Origin of the sequence: Klebsiella grimontii (genome assembly GCF_900200035.1) — a bacterium.
GTDB classification, from domain to species: domain Bacteria; phylum Pseudomonadota; class Gammaproteobacteria; order Enterobacterales; family Enterobacteriaceae; genus Klebsiella; species Klebsiella grimontii.
In genome coordinates this window covers 1-18,098 of sequence record NZ_FZTC01000041.1, presented here as the reverse complement: position 1 = coordinate 18,098, position 18,098 = coordinate 1, and the positions used below count along the sequence as shown (strand labels likewise).

The following is an 18,098-nucleotide window of genomic DNA, read 5'->3' as shown; positions in this document are numbered from 1 at the left end:
GGAGATGGTGGGTCAAGATCATTAGTAACCATTTTCTATGGCGCTTCAGGTAGAGAGGGCAGCAGAATTTCTTCACCGTTGTCCACCAGAGCCCCATCATCAACAAGCTTCTTCAACCATCGCGTAAAATGTTTAATATCAATTCCCTGACTTTTCAAATCATCACGAATTGATTTTTTTGTGCATTTTTCACCATTTTCCAAACGATTATTTATTATTCCCCAAAGAATTTTATGATTTAGAGTGAGGTTAGAAACCTCAGACAATTCAGGAAATAAATACTTTGGCCTTCTCGCACTGTCAATAACAGCCAGAGAAGAGACTGACTCACCATCAGTATCGACAAATAACTCTGACTTTTGCAATTCATAAGCGTTAGATTTCGGTTCTTCTGCATCTTTCATCTTCGTACAAGATAGAACTAATGCTTGTTCTTCGGCCTCTCTTTTAACATTAAACTCAACATCAAGTGCAGCTCTAAATGAGCTTGACCCTCTGGCACCCTTAGATTCATCCTTGCCTGAATGATGTACAACAAGGACGGTTGCAGATGTTTTATTTTTTAATGAGTCACAACCTTCAATAAATGCACCCATATCTCTGGCATCATTCTCATCCTTTCCACCAAAACAACGTGCAAGGGTGTCGAAAATAATTAGTCGAACAGGAAAATGACTCATATCCTCAATGTATTTAACCAACTCAACAAGAGTACTAATCTCTGACCTTCTCACCGGAAACACAGGCCTATTAACTAACCAAAGATTATCAGCCTCTTTTTGGTATATATTTTCCCAAGCTTTAACCCGACGAGATACTCCAATTCCTCCTTCCCCTACTATATAGACAACAGCCCCCTGATTTACTTTATTTCCTGCCCAATTAACTCCAGTTGCAATGTGACATGCCCATGACACCGCCAAAAAGCTTTTATAAGAACCGCTGGGACCATAAATGCTGCATAATGTTTGGTCTGGAAGGTGATTTTTCATAACATAACATTGCTGCTTATTATAACCGTCAGACCCTTTACTTAATGGCATTCCATTTACGCTGGAAATTTTTTTCACATTGTTACTGATGTTTTCATCGTTCATAATATCATTTCCGTTATATAATTAGAGACTATTTTCTGACAAAGGCACCCCTCTGCCAGAAAGACAGTTTATTTTTCCTTGCCATTTACTTTGTAGATGAGCTGATTTTTTCTTGGATCCAGGAATTAATTTCACTTTCAATGAAAGCTACTTTTCTTGAGCCTATTTTTATCTTTCTTGGGAATACCCCCAATTTGATTAATTCATAGATTCTTGGCCGGGAGTATCCAGTTCTGTTAATTACTTCATCAAACGTAAGCAACTTATCCATTTCTCACCTCTCATAAAAATTTATTTACTATTATTTTCAAAGTCATATGGATGATGAAATCCATGTTGCAACTGCATTAGATAATCTGACCACCATTGCATCATTTTTTGCCTTTCTGGAATAAGCTCTGCTTTGTGAATGTATGCAGCACGAACATTATTTCTTTCTTGATGGCTCATTTGTCTTTCTATTGCATCTCGGCTCCATTTCCCAGACTCAATAAGGGCACTACATGCCATAGTCCTGAACCCATGAGAACAAAGATCTTTTTTGGTATCGTATCCCATCGATTGTAAGGCATGATTAATAGTATTCTCACTCATTGGTTTTTTAGGGAAATGATCACTGGTAAATACAAATATTCTTTCTCCTGTAATGCTTTTTATTTCCTGAATAATCGAACATGCTTGATGACTCAACGGTACAATGTGGGGTGTTTTCATCTTAGAACCACGATAAGAATACTTTACCCCCGGTATTTCCTCCCTGACCGATGGGATAGTCCATAATGAATTTTCTAAGTCAAATTCCTTCCAGCGCGCAAAACGCAGCTCACTTGAGCGCACGAAAGTATGTAAAAGAAATGTCATAGCTAACTGAGTTAATCTTCTGCCTTTAAATTTTTCTATGCGTTTAAGGAACTCTGGTATGTTCTCTAATTCCAGTGCAGCACGATGCTCCGAGTTTCTTTTTATCAGAGCCCCCGATTTGTGCGCAATGGGGTTAAACTCCAACAATCCATTATCAACAGCCAAAGTCATAACTGAATTAATACGCTGATAAATACGCGATGCCAACTCTAAACGCCCTGAATCTTGAACTTGCTTAACAGGTTTTAGAAGATCCTGCGTTTTGAGGAGCTTAATATTATCGTCACCAAATACTGGAAAAACCTCATCCAGTAGACTTTTAAGAATGCGTCTACTATGTTCCTTTGACCATTGGCGATTACTCGCATGCCATTGCATAGCGACTTCACGGAATGTTAAAAAACCTTCTTCATCCTTCGTCCCTCTTGGATCAATTCCTCTGGCAATATTTCTTTTGACCTCTTCTCGTTTTTCACGTGCTAATGCCAAAGGGATATATTTATACTCACCAAGAGATATCAGCCGATCTTCTCCATTAAATCGGTAACGCAGTCGCCAATAAGCAGAGCCATTTGATTTAATCAACAGGTATAGTCCACTACCATCTGATAGACGACTGTCTTTTTCGATAATTTCCCCACTCAGTTTCCGAGCATTTAACTCTCTGAGTTGTTTTTTAATATAAGCATCCGTCAGAAACATAATTAAATTCTCCGATAGTATTTTTAGATATCAAGACGCCTGTTAACGACTGACCACATATCCAAACTACTACGAGCGAAAGAGGAGCCGAATAGCAAACCCTAAAATACGGAGTTAAATCCCATAAAAAATAAATTATCGATATTTATTAAAATAAAACGCATATTTTTTTAATTTTAAATCCAAAAAATATGTACATTACAGTATAATACACTACCTGAGGTAGACCTCGGTTATTTCGGGTCTGAAATGCCCCAGTTCCTGACTGACAATCTCAAGTGCCTCAGCATAATGGCATCCGAGACTCTGAAGTTCTTCCATTCGTTCCTGCGCATAACTATGTCGCGTCCCATGACTCCCCGCAGACCAGCCCAAGGTTCTGGTACTGGCTGTGCTGAATGATCGGCTCCAGGATTGCCCTGCTGCGATGGCATAAAATTGGTCATAGTGGACACCACGATCAGTGATTTTTATCGGTTCTGGTAATCGTGTTGTCTCCAGGTTTTCGGCCAAATCAGTGGATAACCTAATTTCCCGAATTAGCCCGCCTTTTCCCTGCACCGTGTACGCCTTCCCAGACCGTCCCATAAATTTTTTAGCCGAAACAGGCCTGATATTCGGTTGGCGTTGCTGTAACTCACAGATCGTAAATAATTCGTGGCTACGTAATCCCGCATTGTAGGCAATCAGTGTTGCCAGACCATTTTTATCGGACTGATGCGATGAAATAAGGAAGATCTGTTCTGATGTATATGATCTCGATGATAATTCTTTCTCTTTCAAAGAATGCACTACCTCAAGAACTTCTCCGGAGGGTAATTCCTGCGTCAGATGAATCATCATTGCCTGTAGAGCCTGACGTTCCATATCCAGGCTTTTCTGACCAACAACAGCAGCCCTTTGATGGAAATAAACCGTGGCCATTTCAGGCGTAACATCCTGTAGGTTTATTCCGCCATTTATTCTGAAATACAGGGCAATCCGCGTCAGGGCTGCCTGATAATTTCTCACTGTGCCAACTGAGCGAAAAACATCAGCCTGCAAAATTTTCATTACGTTAGCGGCCTGCCGTTTTGCTATTTCCCGGTCAGTTTTTTTGACTGAGAATTTGGCCATCATTCTTCTCCAACCAGCGTGTGACTGTTGTTAAAACAACACAGACTCTTTTTTTTCGTAACCAACGCTGAATTTCAGATGCAGAAGCACCATGCCGCCTTAGCGCAAGTATTTCCATTCGATATCTGTCCAGACGCGATTTATTGCGCCTGTAGGGCTTTTTCCTGCGCTGCCGTGTTTCTGCCTGTAATTGCTTTACTATCATTTCTGCATCGAACATAAGAAGCCTGCTGAGTTGTAAGAACATCTGGTCCGCGGTCTGCAGCCAGCGACCACTATGAATAGCATGACCCATAGCGCCTGTTCGCCCCGGTTAGCCTGTATCAGGCGGGCTCGGACTGTTCTCGCCCTGGAAGAAAAGTTGTGAGTTTTTACCGCAGGCAATATCCCCATCAGATTAGGGTTCTGCGTGAGAGTTATTAGCGTTAGGTATATTTGATAAAATGCTTATAAAACATAATCATATTGAAATATGACGCAGCTAAATCGCATTTGATAGATTTGAGGCATACATTCATAACTTACTGAAAAGTTAGGAAAACCATAGATTTGATACCTGTTCTGGCCAGGTTTTGCCATTAAATCATTATTGCCTGTTGTCGGCCAGGCTTTGCCATCAGAGATGTTGTAATTTGTCAGTTTCAGCCCTGACAGCCCCTAAGGACGGCTTAATACTTTTAAGTTAATAAAAAGTTATGGCAAAATCAACGTTGCATCGATTAAGTTGCGCATTTTCCCTCTCAGCCCTTGCCGTACAACGCCTCCCAGCCTAGTCCTTATATAACGCATAGCGTTAATGATGGTGAAAGCATTATCGAGTGAGCCTTCAGGCGATGCATTTTTTGTAAGCCTTGAGGCGTATGATTCTTCTTTAACACAAATCCTACGGCAATTTGAATCAGGATGGTAACCGTTTGAGCTTCATTTGCTCGTCAGTTGACTGTTGTTCGCAAGTCATTTGGGCATTCTTTGATAAACTGACAGACAGCTTTGAGCGAAAAGCAGGCGCTCCGAAATCAGCAAGACATAACAGCAATCTTGCGCTCATCGTTATTACCGCATGCCTTAAAACGGCATGCGGGTGGTGGCGGATGTCACTTACCTCTCTGCAGCCACGCGATATTGCTAGCGCAAGCTATTCTTACTGAACTCACTACGTTCCTGATGGATTTGAAATCAGCAGCCGCCAACCTCCGTCAACGCTTCGCAACAACACCTGCGTTGCTGTACCGGACTCTTCGTGCAGTGTTCTATCCTTAGTGGTTATGGTCAAAGTCCAGTCAATAATAAGCAGAGCAATTTCACCGGCGGAGAGGATCGAGCGGATATGGTTTCTGATAACTGGCTGGGATGATGTCAGTGACAAAAAAGTGTCCCGAAGCTTTTCAGGATCGCTTTCGATGACCACACCATCAGTCATTTTCATAGTGGCACGGTTACTGAACAGAGCCAGCAGGTCATCAACCCTGCCTGCATTGAAAGCATCATCAAACGCGGCTATCGTTTCGACAGGCGAATGGTAGACTGCTGTCCCCCCTTCAATGGCGGCTGTAAATTTTAACAGGTGGCTGGCGACCTCTGTAGGGGCCTCCAGAGGCAAGAGATGTCCGACGTCTGGAATGATATACATTGATGCATGTGAAATAAGGGGCAGCAATTCTCTTTGCAGAGTAGCCGGAAGGTCTACACGATCCAACTCCCCTGAAATGACCGTCACAGGGACATTAATTGAGGCCACTTCCTGGGTAATGTCTTCGCCGATAGCCGTATTAGGCCAGCCTTCTTTGGCCTCGGATGAGGCCCTCAAACTGTCCTCGATTACCTGTTCACGCAGAGCAGAACTTAGTGCCCCCGCTGTCAGGACATTATCAATCACAAAGCCGACAGATTCGCGGCTGTTATATGCGCTGGATAACGTATCGCGCTGCTCAGGCGTGAGACGCATAGGTGAAGGTGGAGAGGGAGCGATAAGCATCAGGCCTTCAAGACCTGCAGGCCGACGCGACGCCATCAGTTGGGCAACTTTTCCCCCCATCGAATGGCCAACAAGAATGTAGCGTTTAAGCTCAAGCGCTGAAATAACCCCTTCGGCATCCCGAGCAAGGTCACCAATTCGGTATCCTGATTTAGGTGCGTCTGAGCCCCCCCAGCCCCGGTGGTCGATTGCAACTGTGCGGTAGTGGTCAGGTAACTGACTTATCACGCTCTCCCAGGTACGGGATGAACCGCCATAATAATGCAAAAATACCAGTGCAATTTCACCGCTGCCCTGTTGCTCAATGTGGATACCCGTTCCATTCACCTTAATTTTCATCGTCTCATGCCTCTTCATGTAATTAAGGTAATGGTAATTGCTGTCATGAGTGATGATAATCAGCGTAATTGTGTCGACAGCCGATACTCTGATTATCGAATGGTGGTAAGTAATGGACAGGTTCACCAGCATGCAGATTTTTATCGCGGCAGTGGATGAAGGCAGTTTCGCCGCCGCCGCGAGACGTTTTAAGCTTTCGGCTGCAATGGCAGGAAAGCATGTCAGCGCTATAGAATCTGATCTAAATGTACGACTTCTTCAGCGTTCAACACGCCGTCTTAGCCTGACGGATGCCGGTGAGCGGTATTATGAACGTTGCAAAGTTATTCTTGAGGTTCTTGAGGATGCGAACCGGGAAGCCAGTGATGTTCAGAAAACACCGAAGGGGTTGCTTCGCGTTGCAGCACCGGTCGCCTTCGGTGCAATGCATCTTGGTAGGATCGTATCACGCTATCTGGAGCAATTTCCGGAGGTCAGTCTGGACGTTGTACTGGAGGATAAATACGCCGATCTACTCGAAAATCGAATCGATGTTGCCATCCGAGTTGGGCGTCTTGAGGATCCGACACTGGTTACGCGGCGGCTGGCACCTTGCAGGATGGTTTTGTGCGCCTCACCGGAGTATTTGAAAAAACATGGCACACCAGAGACGCCGGATCATCTTTCCCGTGCGCCTCGACTGGCGTTCAGCCAGGCGGTTTCAGCGGGAGACTGGACGATTTATGATGCACAAGGCAGGCCGCACAGTATTGAAGGCCCATGCCGTATGACTGCCAATAACATTCAGTTGCTTCTCGAATCTGTACTGGCCGGAACAGGCATTGCTTACGGGCCCAACTTTGTTTTTGGCGAGCATATTAAGCAGGGCAAGCTGATAAAGCTGCTGCCAGCATACCGGACGACTGAACTTACTATTCAGGCTGTTTATCCCAGCGCGATCCGTATTCCTTTCAAGGTTCGCAGCTTTGTTGATTTTATTGCTAAAGCGTTAGGAGATACACCGCTGTGGGGAGAAGAAAATTGAAATATGCAAGAAGTAACGTCTGCTGTTGGCACTGAGTGGACGAGTTTACAGGGTTGAAGGTCCGCTGTGAGCGAGGAGCGGACGTTTCTCTGCCATTCATTTCAATAATCAATTCTCTAACCCAGCGATGCCCAGCGTGGCTGTGGCTGCGGTCGTGCCAGATCAGACAACTATCAAATTATTCGGCAAGCCAGGGTAATTCTGTGACGATGAGTGGTCCCGAGTGTGCTTGCAATAAACGCCGGAGAATAAGCGCAACAAGGTCACTTTTCTTAACGATTTCAGGAATAAATAAAAATGAAGCTGCCGACATCACCACGTTACGTTTATGCCCGAATGCTTTAAGTGCGTCGTCAATCGGCGTAGTAAAACTGCCTTTAACAGCTTGCACGCCACAAAGCGGCTACTCGCAACAACCGTTCCGTCACATCCTCACATGATCAATAAAAGTTCTCAGCCTCGGCGGCATATGTTTTCCGCCAGAGAAATAGAGATCAAAGCCAGGGAACGTCGGCAACCACTCATCTAATAACGTCACCAGCTCACCCCGCGCGATAAAAGGCACATAGGTCTCTTCCATACCAAAACTGATCCCGCCCCCGGCGCATACGGTGCGGATCATCACCCCCATATCGTTGGTGGTCAGTTGGGGATTAACGTCCACGTCAAATTCGCGGCCCTGCTCGGCAAACTCCCAGCGATACGGTGACACACCAGGGGATTTTCGCCAGCCGATACAGCGATGCTTAAGCAGCTCCTGTGGATGCTGCGGAATGCCGTATTGCGCAAGATAGGCCGGCGATGCGACGGCGATCTGCCGCTGCATAGCGGACACCGGCACCGCTATCATATCCCGGGCGATGACCTCCCCCAGCTGCACGCCCGCGTCGAACCCCTGCTCCACAATGTCGAACGCCTCATCGGTGATGGTAATGTCCAGTTCGACATGAGGATACGCCGCGATAAAGGATGCCAGCATCCTGCCGTCGATGATGCGTTCGGCAATGGACGAAATAGCCAGCCGCAACCCTGGCATTACCTGTACTGCACCCATTTAGTTGGACTCTCTTACTGGAGAGTCCCATGTCAAAACGTAAATATCCTTTCGAAATGCGCCTGGCAGTGGTTATGCACTATTTCACTACTGACGAAGGTTACCGTTTCTACATCGGTCTCTTTCATCCTGCTCATTTATTACTTTTTGAAGTTGCAATTGAAAGCAACGGCGAAGCTCCAATTCAAGTTCCTCCCCATCGAGCCATCCAGCGTCTTGGCATCAAACGCTGAGCGAGGTCATCCACCACTTCGTAAAGCACAGGGATCACCAGTAGGCTCAAGAATGTTGAAGTGATGAGGCCGCCGATCACGACGATAGCCATCGGCGCGCGAAAGCTCGGATCTGCGCCGAAGCCCAAGGCAATGGGCAGCATCCCGGCACCCATTGCCAGAGTGGTCATTACGATGGGACGTGCGCGCTTGTGGCAGGCGTCGAGCAGCGCATCGAGCCTGGACATGCCGTGATCGCGCTGCGCCACGATGGCGTACTCCACCAGCAAGATGGAGTTCTTGGTGGCGATGCCCATCAGCATGATCATTCCGATCATGGCGGGCATACTGAGGTTAGTGCCGGTCGCGAAGAGCGCCAGGATGGCGCCAGGGATCGACAACAGCAGTGCCCCGAGAATCGTCACCGGCTGCATCCAGGCGTGGAACAGCAGCACCAGCACGATGTAGATGCAGGCCACGCCTGTTCCCATCGCCAACAGGAAACTTTTGCCCAGTTCGTTGGAGGTTTCCGCTTCACCGATGTCGTTTTTGAACAGACCAGGCGGCAGGTGAGACAAACTGGGCAGCGCGGCGGCCCGCAGCTGCACATCGCCCAAGGCCTGCCCGTTGAGTTCGATCTCGAAGTTCACGTTGCGCAGCCGGTCGAGACGATTGATCTGCGCGGGTCCACTGACGATCTCCACCTCCGCCACCTCACGCAGCGGCACCGGACCCTGCGCGCCCGGCACCGTGAGCTGACGCAACAGTTCGAGGTCCCGCGTCGCCTCGTCGGGCAGCCGTACCACGATCGGCACCTGGCGCTGGCTTAGGTTCAGCTTCGGCAGGAACTGGTCATAGTCGCCCAGGGTGGCCACACGCACCGTCTCTGCGATGGCGTCGGTGCTCACGCCCAGATCCGCCGCGCGCGCCGTGTCCGGGCGCACGATCAACTCGGGCCTCTGCAGGCTTGAATTGCTGGTCACTTGGTTGATCCCCGCTAGGCCGCGCAGTTCCTGCTCCACCGTGGCCGCATGCTGCGCCAGCAGATCAGTGTCCTCACCGGAAAGCACCAGCGTGTAGGCTTCATTCGCGGCCACCTTGATGCGTGCACCGGCAACGTCCTGCAGGCGGGTGCGCAGCTCGCGCTCAATGTGTTGCTGGCTCAGACCTGTGCGCTGCTTGCGTGGCGTCAGGTTCAGCGTGAAGTTCGCCGTGCGGGCCTCGGCCGCGTTGCGCACTGGACTGTCTCCGGTGCTGCCGCCGCCAATGGCGGCGTAGATCATCGTCACATGCGGATGTGCGGCCACGGCGGCACGTACCTCGTCGGCGATGGCGCGCGTTTGCTCGAATGTACTGCCGGGCGGCAGTTCGACGCTGATACGGGTTCGGCTCAGGTCGTCCGGCGGCATGAAGTCGCCCTTGATCGCACCCGTGAGCAGTGGCGTGCAACTGGCGATGCCGAATACCGTCATGATCGCTAAGGCCGCGCCCTTGTGCGTGAAGGCCCAGCGCGCGGCCTTCAGATAGGCCGCCATCCAGAATGGCTCGGCATGGGGCCGGGTCGGCTTCGTGAGCAGGTAGGCCGCCATCATGGGCGTGAGCAGCCGGGCCACGACGAGCGAGAAGAACACGGCGATGGATGCCGTCCAGCCAAACTGCACAAAGAACTTGCCGGCCAGGCCCTTCATGAAGGCGGTGGGCAGGAAGACGGCGATCAACGTGAACGTGGTGGCGATCACCGCCAGCCCGATCTCGTCGGCCGCCTCGCGGGCGGCCACCAGCGGTTCCTTGCCCTGCGCCAGATGGCGCATGATATTTTCGATCTCCACGATGGCGTCATCCACCAGAATGCCGACCACCAGTGACAGGGACAGCAAGGTGATGACGTTCAGCGTGAACCCCATCCACTGCATGACCAGGAAGGTAGGGATGATTGATAGCGGCAGTGCCACGGCGCTGACGAACGTCGCACGGAAGTCGCGCAGGAAGAGCCCCACCACCAGCACTGCGAGCACGGCGCCTTCGATGAGCAGCCACATGCTACCTTCGAAGTTCTCTGCCACGGGATCGACGGCGTTGAATGCCTCGGTGAGTTCGATGTCCGGCTGTTCCGTCTTCAATGCGGCGAGCGCCTGACGCACGCCGTCGGCAACATCGATGACACCGGCGCCCGTGGTACGGAGTATCTCGAATCCGACCACCGGTTTGCCGTTCAGGAAGGCCCCACTGCGGCGCTCGGCCATCGCATCGCTCACGGTGGCCACCTGATCCAAGCGCACGACTTGCCCATTGGGTAAGGGAATTTCGATGGCGGCCAGCGCTGCAGCCGAGGACACTGTGCCGATCGTGCGTACGGTCTGCTCACCGCTGCCCAGCTTGACGCGCCCGCCCGGAGCTTCGCGCTGCACTTGGACAAGCCTTCGCGAGACATCGGCCGCACTCAAACGCAGCGCCAGCAGCCGGTCCGGGTCCAGTTCCACGCGCACTTCACGGCTCACACCACCCACGCGGGTGACGGCTCCGACGCCGGGCACGGCGAGCAGACGCCGGGTGATATGGTCATCCACGAACCACGACAGTGCTTCATCGTCCATGCGCGTCGATGCCACCGTGTAGGTCAGGATCGGATCGTTCTGGAACTCGATCTTGCTGATGATGGGATCGCGCAGAGCTGCCGGCAGATCGGCCCGCACGCGAGCCACGGCGGCCCGGGTGTCGTCCAGGGCTTCCTGTGGCGGCTTCTCCAGACGGAACTCGGCCGAGACCGTGGCTACGCCGTCCTGTACCGTCGTGTGCAGGTGGCGCAGCCCCTTCATGGTGGCCATCGCGTTCTCCAACTTGCGCGCGACCTCGGTTTCCATCTGGGCTGGCGCGGTACCTGGTAGGCTGGCCACGACAGTTACCATCGGCAGGTCAACGTCCGGGAAGTTCTGAACCTTGGCGCTGCTGAAGGCGATCAACCCTGCTGCCGTGAGCATAATGAACAGCAGGATGGCTGGCACGGGTTTGCGGATCGACCAGGAGGAGAAGTTCATAGTCGGCTCCTTCCGTGCGGGGAGGGCTGGGGAGATCGATTCGGGGTGGTGCTGACGACACGCACCGTCAAGCCATCCGCTAGGAAGCCGACTCCGGACTCGACGACCGCCGTATCGGCGGCAAGTCCTTCGCGGATCTCTATCCGGTCACCGCGCCGCGCGCCCAGCGCCACCTTCTGCTGACGCACCTTGTCGCCCTCGATGCGGAAGACATAGCTGAATCCGTCGCGCAGCAGGACGGCGGTTTCCGGCAGCGTCAGCACCGTGTGCTGGTCCAGCAGAAACTCGCCCCGTGCGAAAAGGCCAGCGCGCACCCGAGGGACAGACTTGAGATCCACGTACACGAGGCCGGTGCGGCTTTGCGGATCGACCTGTGGCGAGATTTTTCGCACACGGCCTTCAACAGACTGTGTGCCACCGAATGCTATGCGCACGGTCTGCCCTGGCGCTATCCGTGCGAGTTCGGGTCCCGGCAATTCGGCGCGCCACTCAAGCCGGCCCTGGCGCTGCAGGCGCATGATTTCTGCCCCTTCTTGGACGAGCGCACCTTCAACCGCAAGCCGGACGCTGATCACGCCATCGTCCGGCGCCCGCACCTGGGTGTAGGCCAGTCGCAGCGTGTCGGCCTGCACGCGCGCACGGGCTGCGGCCAGTCGTGCCTGCGCCGCATCGCCGGCTGCCAGCGCTTGGTCGATGACCTGCTCCGACAAGAAATTGGTGCCTTGCAGTGCTCGGGCGCGATCAGATGCCCGGCGCGCCTCTGCGGCATTGACCTCGGCCTCTTGAAGCGCCGCGCGGCTGACGTTCAGATCGGCTTCGAGCGTGCCAGGATTTAGCTGTGCCAGAAGCTGCCCTTGCTCCACTCGGTCACCGACGTCGGCCAGCAGTCGCGACAGGCGCTGCCCACTGATCTCGGCGCCGATCACGACTTCCTGCCAGGCGGCGATACTGCCGACAGCGCTCAATGTCTGTGGCCACTGCTGTGAGGTGGCTACGGTGCTCTTGACCGTCAGTGCCGGTGATGAATTAGAGGCAGCGGTGGTTTGAGCAGCGCTGCGCTTGGTAACGAGCAGCACTGCGCAGGCAATGCAAAGGGCGACAGTCGCGGCGAAGAGAAAAACGAGAGGATGCTTCATGGTTGAATAGCCCGTTGTTTGATGAGTCTTGGGCCGGCGTTCCAGCCACAGCCAAGAATGTAGTACAGTCGGAATCGGGCCTGTGCCTGATCCGTCTGCGCAAACAGGCGGACGAGGTAGTTGAGCGTGTAGCCCCGCTTTTGTGCCAGGTCCGCCACGATGTTGAGGAACGGAACAGCGCCAGCCGGCGTTGTCGTCAGGTTCTTGGTCAGCAATGGTATGTTCATGTGCTTGCTTCCAGGTTGAGGGTAAGACACCACACGCCAAGCGCGGCGATGAACTACAGAGATTGTTGCTACGCGCTTGGCGTGCGGTATTCACTCGCGAATGATAACGATACCCAATATGTGGAACTCATCTATGTCGTGTGTTGCTGCCAGTTCCTTGATGTTCTGGTCAGGGGTCGCCGTGATGCCGTGTGTCTTGAGCTTTGCCAGAAGAGCAGCTCGGTCCTTTCGTGTGACGTCGGCCAATGCAGACAGCGGAGCGTCGATGAGTGCGTTGTAGATTGGCCACTTCAATTGCGGTACCGTGATGCGCCCGAAAGAGAACGTCGATACGACAAGAACGAGAGCAAAAATAGCAACATTGGCTCGCCCCCAATTGGATTGGAAGTGCTTCGTGAACGGACGGAAGTTAACAGCAATGTGGCCGCCTGCGCCGACAAGGAATAACCACGAGAACCATTCATGCGCGAAGCTGAGGTATCCTGGAACTATGTCGAAGAACATCAGGACGCCTGTGACACTCATCAGAATGAAGGACCCGATGACCAATGGCGTAGACCAGGTGCGTAAGCCGAGGGGTTTGACTGTTTTCATCTCAGCTTCCTGTCGAACTGATCGTTGGCTGTCTGTAATGGCGTGAAGACGATTCGCCCGCCGGTATGGTAAGTCTCGCACCATGCCTGCTCAACATCTCGAAGCGGCATAGCTGTCATGTCGATGTGGAACGTGCCGCGTGCGATTTCTTTCGCCAGCGTAGGCAGTTCCATGAGGATCTCGCGCCCCGACACTGAGCCTTGTCCGCTGCCCACGATCTGGAGATTCGCAGAGCGCAAGAACGCGCCCGAAATTGCAGCGACTTCACCTGCCATCGAGCCGACGTGTATCCAGGTTAGCGGGAGGCTGCGATCTGCCCGCTGCTTGAGCATGGCGTCCATGACTCGCACTGCGGTCTCGCCCCAGAGGAAATCGAGCACGACATCCAACTCGCGCGTGAGGGCGCCCAACCGGGCATCGCCCAGCGTCACGATTTCGGTAGCCCCGAGCGCGGGAAGTTTCGCGAGCTTCTGCTCGTCGCGACCTGCTGCGATGACCTGCGAAGCGCCCATGTGTCGGGCGATCTGCACGGCCATGGTTCCCGAACTGCCGGTGGCGCCGAGGACCAGTACCTTCCGCCCGCGCTGATAGGGCAGACGGAAACGCAGCGCGAGCCAGGACGCCATCGCGGGATTCATTGCGGCAGCGACTGTGACGGGGTCGCAGCCGCTCGGCAGCTCGATGCTATGGTCGAGTTCGATCACCGTCCTCTCGGCCATCGTACCGATCTGCCCGGGGCTCTGCGCGAAGTAGCGTAGCTTGCCGTCGGCGCCGCGCCCGACACCATCGGCACCTGGAACGAGCGGCAGAGTGCCAGCGCTGGAGTAGTGCGCGCCAGAAGCTCGCCCACGGGTGAGATGGTGCAGGCCAGCGGCGAGTACTTCGACAAGCATTTCTCCAGACCCTTTGGGTTCTGGCTCAGGGAAATCGCCATAGTGCGGCGGTTGATCGAAAGAGGTGATGACGGCTGCTTTCAAGAGGCTCTCCTAGGGTGGGCATGCAACCCACATAGTTCGTATTGCGATCTATTGTTGATACGTAATGCGAACTATGTCAAGATGGAGCCAAGATGAAGAAGAAAAAATCCATGAAACAACCAACCCCACCTGGCGAAGGACTGGCCGATGCGCTCGTGCCGACCGCCTTTGTCACGATGGCCATACTCAACAAGATCGGCGCCGAGAACGACCTGTCCCTCACGCTGATCCGCGTCCTGGGCATCCTGTGGGACCGGCGCCCACGGATGACCGAGCTTGCCGACTACCTGGGGTTGGAGAAGCAGACGATGTCAGGGCTCGTTGCCCGGGCGGAAAAAAAGGGACTCGTGGCGCGCGCGCCCAACGCGGAGGATGGCCGGGCGACGGATGTTTTTCTGACGAGCGAGGGGGCCAAGCTCGTCAAACGCCTGCATGCACAGACACAGCAGGCATTGGCACCGCTCATCGAGCAACTCAGTGCAGCAGATCAGCAATCCCTTCAGACGTTGCTTCGGCGCATGCTCGAAACCCGAAAAAGATGAGGATCATGCGCGACTCCTGCACCAACGACGGCTCGATGCTGTGAGTTCAACGGGTCGATGCAACGCTATCCTTAATCGAAGGGGGACGTTGCCATGAAACGAAGAACTCGCATCTACTACACACCAGAACAAAAGGCGATTATCTGGGACAGATATAAGCAAGGTGATTCCCTGCATGATATCGCCAGCATGTTCGACAGATTTCACTCTTCTATTATGCCTACAATCCACCAGACAGGTGGCTACCATCCTCCCGTGCGAAAGCGGCACCGGTTAGCGCTTTCACTTGATGAAGGAGAGGAGATATCCAGAGGATTGGTAGCAAAACGCAGCATCAGGGACATCGCTGTTAAATTATCAAGAGCCCCTTCAACGATTAGCCGCGAGATAAGGAGGCACGGCGGTGCAAAACAATATCGTGCAGCAAAAGCCGATACTGCTGCGTGGGAAAATGCTCTGAGACCAAAACCTTGCAAGCTAATTGAAAGCCCCACATTGTGCAAAATCATTGCAGAGAAGATGCATCAGGACTGGTCGCCGGAACAGATTGCCGGTTGGCTGAAACGCTGTTATCCGGATAGTCAGGAAATGCATGTGTCACACGAAACGATATATAAAACGCTTTTTATACAAACCCGGGGTGCATTAAAAAAAGAACTGCAGCAATGCCTCAGAAGCGGAAGAGTCGTGCGTAGATCCAGAACATCATCGCTTAAAGGGAAAGGATTAGGATCAATCCCGGATACGATCTCTATCAGCGAAAGGCCACCTGAAGCAGCTGACAGAGCCATACCCGGTCACTGGGAAGGTGACCTGATCCAGGGCTCTAAAAACTCCTATATCATCACCCTCGTAGAACGTCATTCCCGTTTTGTTATGCTGGCCAAAGTTAGGGACAACAAGACCATAACGGTTATATCAGCACTCATCAGACAAGCCCGAGAATTACCTGCTGAGCTTTATAAAACATTAACATGGGACCGGGGTGCTGAAATGACCAGCCATACCCGGTTTACCGTAGCCACAGATATTCAGGTTTACTTCTGCGATCCTCAATCTCCCTGGCAACGCGGCTCAAATGAAAATACAAACAGATTACTCAGACAGTATTTTCCAAAAGGAACTGACTTATCAGTTCACAGCCAGCAAAGACTAAACAGTGTTGCCAGGCAGCTCAACGAGAGGCCAAGAAAAACGCTAGACTATGAATCACCCGCAGAGCGTTTTAACCAATGTGTTGCATCCACCTGTTGAACTCACAGCACAAAGCGGACCGTCATACCTGCTTTAGTCACTGGCTTAGCGTAGGATATTTTCCGTTTTCCAAGCGGCCCCCAAGCAGCTTTGTCAGGATCGTATCCAACACACTGTCCCGAAATCATCCTGTTATTTAAAATTCCCGGGCCTTTGCCCGGGAAAAGTCTTACTGCATTGAATAGCCGCCGTCTACCAGCAGGTTAGCCCCGGTAGTACTGCCAGAACCTTTACTGACCAGGTAAAGAACCGCCAGTCAGATTTCTTCCAGTTCGGCGAAACGACGAGTTGGCAGCAGGCTTTTAAAGCGCGTCCCCTCTTCGCCATCGAAAACGCGACGGCCCAGCGCGGAGTTTACGACCGTTGGCGAAACAGCATTAACCGTTACGCTGTGAGGTCCCCATTCCAGCGCCAGCACTTTTGTCAGGCCAATCAGACCCGCTTTAGTGGAGCTGTAACCGGCGTGCCCATGAGGCGCGATAACACCTGTCTGAGACGAGATGTTCAAAACCCGGCCATAGCCGCGGGAAAGCATTCCTGGCCCCACAGCCTGCGCGAGCAGGAAGGGCGTAGTCAGATTAATCGCGACCTGTAGATCCCTGCGCTCTTTAGGTAGGGTTTGCCCGGCTAAGCCGGGCTCAGAGGATGTTTTTTTACTTTCAGACGCTGATTCTCTGTCATTTCCTGATGGCTGATTCTTCAGCTGAATGCATCAGCGGGTGACGGTTGCATCCATAGGCGCAGGTGGCAGTTTTGGCTGAGAGCGCTGCCAGGCAGACCCGTAGCGAGTATACTGCGCCGGGACCGGGATAGCGACCTGGAGGTCATCCGCGGCGGTACGAACCCAGAAAGGGTCTTTGAGCATTTCGCGGCCGATCAACACCATGTCGGCCCGGCCGTTCTGCAGAATTTCTTCAGCCTGACGGCCCGTCTGAATCAGGCCTACTGCACCGGTTTTGATACCCAGCGAATTGCGCAGCAGCTCGGCCGCCGGCACCTGATAATTAGGGAACACGTTAACCACCGCAGGGGCAATACCACCGGAAGAACAGTCAATCAGGTCAACGCCCTGCTCCTTCATCCAGCGACCATACGTCAGAAAGTCTTCCGGGGTATTACCACCTTCGGCATAATCCGTTGAAGAAATACGCACAAAAAGCGGGCCGTCCCATTCTTCACGCACGGCCGCAATAACCTCGCGCACAATGCGATAGCGGTTTTCATGGCTGTCGCCATACTGGTCTTCACGCACATTAGCCAGTGGAGACAGAAACTCGTTCAGCAGATAACCGTGCGCAGTGTGAACTTCGATGACATCAAAACCTGCCTCTCGCGCACGAACTGCGGCAGCGCGGAATGCACTGATAATGTCCTTGATACCGTCCAGGCTCAGCGCCTGTGGTACGGTTTCTTCGGCTGAGTAAGCAATGGCCGACGGTGCCACGGACGTCATGTCAGGAAAGCCCTGCTTACGCCCGGCATGACCAATCTGAACGCCAGCTTTAGCACCCATAGCGTGAATAACGTCAACCAGGCGGCGGAGGTCTGGAACATGACTGTTGAACCGCCCCGGTTTTTTTGGAGAGTGTTTAGTCCGGAAGCTCAGGCTGCCAGATCATTATTTGTACTGGTAGCATAATAAGCTTTTTCGGCTTCTACCGGCGGTATGTGTCCTAGCCGTTCCAGTAACCTTCGATTGTTGAACCAGTCCACCCACGCCAGTGTCGCAAGCTCCACTTCCGTGTGGTTTTTCCAGCTTTTACGGTGGATCACTTCCGCTTTGTAAAGGCCATTGATACTCTCGGCCAGGGCATTATCGTAAGAGTCGCCTGTACTGCCTGTCGACGCCAACAGCTCCGCCTCCTGCAGCCGCTGGGTGTACGCCAGTGACACGTATTGGGAGCCCTTGTCCGAGTGATGGATTGTACCTGAGGGGCGACGTGCCCACAGAGC

The 18,098-nt window shown here is 52.6% G+C and carries 20 protein-coding genes; 4 read left to right on the top strand and 16 right to left on the bottom strand.

Annotation, left to right across the window (positions count from 1 at the left end):
• Nucleotides 1-35: 35 nt before the first annotated feature.
• From KOSB73_RS27285 to KOSB73_RS27260, 6 genes are all read right to left on the bottom strand, one after another.
• Nucleotides 36-1,097: a helicase RepA family protein gene (locus tag KOSB73_RS27285; protein ID WP_004133501.1), complete on the bottom strand. Its 1,062-nt coding sequence runs from the start codon at nucleotides 1,095-1,097 to the stop codon at nucleotides 36-38.
• 85 nt (nucleotides 1,098-1,182) lie between these two features.
• Nucleotides 1,183-1,368: a helix-turn-helix transcriptional regulator gene (locus KOSB73_RS27280; RefSeq protein WP_088168622.1), complete on the bottom strand. Its 186-nt coding sequence runs from the start codon at nucleotides 1,366-1,368 to the stop codon at nucleotides 1,183-1,185.
• A 20-nt stretch (nucleotides 1,369-1,388) separates the two neighbouring features.
• On the bottom strand, nucleotides 1,389-2,660 hold the full coding sequence (locus KOSB73_RS27275) for a tyrosine-type recombinase/integrase (protein ID WP_004133505.1): 1,272 nt from the start codon (nucleotides 2,658-2,660) through the stop codon (nucleotides 1,389-1,391).
• 213 nt (nucleotides 2,661-2,873) lie between these two features.
• Nucleotides 2,874-3,779, bottom strand: coding sequence for an integrase (locus KOSB73_RS27270; RefSeq protein WP_088168621.1), 906 nt, complete (start codon nucleotides 3,777-3,779; stop codon nucleotides 2,874-2,876).
• Nucleotides 3,748-4,071, bottom strand: coding sequence for a hypothetical protein (locus KOSB73_RS27265; protein WP_223226694.1), 324 nt, complete (start codon nucleotides 4,069-4,071; stop codon nucleotides 3,748-3,750). Before KOSB73_RS27265 ends, KOSB73_RS27270 begins: the two co-directional genes overlap by 32 nt.
• An 858-nt stretch (nucleotides 4,072-4,929) precedes the next feature.
• Entirely contained in the window at nucleotides 4,930-6,222 is a 1,293-nt protein-coding gene (locus tag KOSB73_RS27260; RefSeq protein ID WP_048280194.1) for an alpha/beta fold hydrolase, read from the bottom strand.
• Between KOSB73_RS27260 and KOSB73_RS27255 the strand changes: the two genes are divergently transcribed.
• Nucleotides 6,221-7,114, top strand: coding sequence for a LysR family transcriptional regulator (locus KOSB73_RS27255; RefSeq protein ID WP_048280192.1), 894 nt, complete (start codon nucleotides 6,221-6,223; stop codon nucleotides 7,112-7,114). The genes KOSB73_RS27260 and KOSB73_RS27255 overlap by 2 nt on opposite strands.
• A 178-nt stretch (nucleotides 7,115-7,292) precedes the next feature.
• Here the strand turns inward: KOSB73_RS27255 and KOSB73_RS27250 are convergent, their stop codons facing one another.
• Complete coding sequence (locus tag KOSB73_RS27250) at nucleotides 7,293-7,505, bottom strand: type 2 periplasmic-binding domain-containing protein (RefSeq protein ID WP_207762620.1); 213 nt, start codon at nucleotides 7,503-7,505, stop codon at nucleotides 7,293-7,295.
• 33 nt (nucleotides 7,506-7,538) lie between these two features.
• Nucleotides 7,539-8,168: a LysR substrate-binding domain-containing protein gene (locus tag KOSB73_RS27245; protein WP_098141317.1), complete on the bottom strand. Its 630-nt coding sequence runs from the start codon at nucleotides 8,166-8,168 to the stop codon at nucleotides 7,539-7,541.
• 29 nt (nucleotides 8,169-8,197) lie between these two features.
• Here KOSB73_RS27245 and KOSB73_RS30755 point away from each other — a divergent pair, with 29 nt between their 5' ends.
• Nucleotides 8,198-8,401 carry a hypothetical protein gene (locus KOSB73_RS30755; RefSeq protein ID WP_133116585.1) on the top strand — a complete coding sequence of 68 codons (204 nt, stop codon included), beginning with the start codon at nucleotides 8,198-8,200 and terminating at the stop codon, nucleotides 8,399-8,401.
• Here the strand turns inward: KOSB73_RS30755 and KOSB73_RS27240 are convergent.
• The 5 genes from KOSB73_RS27240 to KOSB73_RS27220 form a co-directional block, all read right to left on the bottom strand.
• Nucleotides 8,353-11,415, bottom strand: coding sequence for an efflux RND transporter permease subunit (locus tag KOSB73_RS27240; protein ID WP_098141315.1), 3,063 nt, complete (start codon nucleotides 11,413-11,415; stop codon nucleotides 8,353-8,355). The genes KOSB73_RS30755 and KOSB73_RS27240 overlap by 49 nt on opposite strands.
• Nucleotides 11,412-12,551: an efflux RND transporter periplasmic adaptor subunit gene (locus KOSB73_RS27235; protein ID WP_098141313.1), complete on the bottom strand. Its 1,140-nt coding sequence runs from the start codon at nucleotides 12,549-12,551 to the stop codon at nucleotides 11,412-11,414. Before KOSB73_RS27235 ends, KOSB73_RS27240 begins: the two co-directional genes overlap by 4 nt.
• Nucleotides 12,548-12,778, bottom strand: coding sequence for a hypothetical protein (locus KOSB73_RS27230; protein ID WP_098141311.1), 231 nt, complete (start codon nucleotides 12,776-12,778; stop codon nucleotides 12,548-12,550). The genes KOSB73_RS27235 and KOSB73_RS27230 overlap by 4 nt, the downstream gene beginning before the upstream one ends.
• 90 nt (nucleotides 12,779-12,868) lie before the next feature.
• On the bottom strand, nucleotides 12,869-13,372 hold the full coding sequence (locus tag KOSB73_RS27225) for a DUF4405 domain-containing protein (protein ID WP_165775039.1): 504 nt from the start codon (nucleotides 13,370-13,372) through the stop codon (nucleotides 12,869-12,871).
• Nucleotides 13,369-14,349, bottom strand: coding sequence for a quinone oxidoreductase family protein (locus KOSB73_RS27220; protein ID WP_098141309.1), 981 nt, complete (start codon nucleotides 14,347-14,349; stop codon nucleotides 13,369-13,371). The genes KOSB73_RS27225 and KOSB73_RS27220 overlap by 4 nt, the downstream gene beginning before the upstream one ends.
• A 92-nt stretch (nucleotides 14,350-14,441) precedes the next feature.
• Between KOSB73_RS27220 and KOSB73_RS27215 the strand changes: the two genes are divergently transcribed.
• The gene (locus KOSB73_RS27215) at nucleotides 14,442-14,891 is read left to right on the top strand and encodes a MarR family winged helix-turn-helix transcriptional regulator (RefSeq protein WP_207762619.1); all 450 of its coding nucleotides are present in this window, start codon (nucleotides 14,442-14,444) and stop codon (nucleotides 14,889-14,891) included.
• A gap of 93 nt (nucleotides 14,892-14,984) precedes the next feature.
• Nucleotides 14,985-16,145 carry an IS30 family transposase gene (locus KOSB73_RS27210; RefSeq protein ID WP_098141307.1) on the top strand — a complete coding sequence of 387 codons (1,161 nt, stop codon included), beginning with the start codon at nucleotides 14,985-14,987 and terminating at the stop codon, nucleotides 16,143-16,145.
• A 256-nt stretch (nucleotides 16,146-16,401) separates the two neighbouring features.
• On the opposite strand, the gene KOSB73_RS27205 is transcribed toward KOSB73_RS27210, so the two are convergent.
• The 3 genes from KOSB73_RS27205 to KOSB73_RS27195 all read right to left on the bottom strand — a co-directional run.
• A complete protein-coding gene (locus KOSB73_RS27205) occupies nucleotides 16,402-16,848 on the bottom strand; it encodes an SDR family NAD(P)-dependent oxidoreductase (protein ID WP_279338428.1) in 447 nt (148 codons plus the stop codon).
• A 9-nt stretch (nucleotides 16,849-16,857) separates the two neighbouring features.
• Nucleotides 16,858-17,751, bottom strand: coding sequence for an oxidoreductase (locus tag KOSB73_RS27200; RefSeq protein ID WP_098141303.1), 894 nt, complete (start codon nucleotides 17,749-17,751; stop codon nucleotides 16,858-16,860).
• Nucleotides 17,748-18,098: integrase core domain-containing protein (locus KOSB73_RS27195; protein ID WP_165775038.1), on the bottom strand; the 351-nt coding region annotated here is incomplete at its 5' end. The genes KOSB73_RS27195 and KOSB73_RS27200, both read right to left, overlap by 4 nt.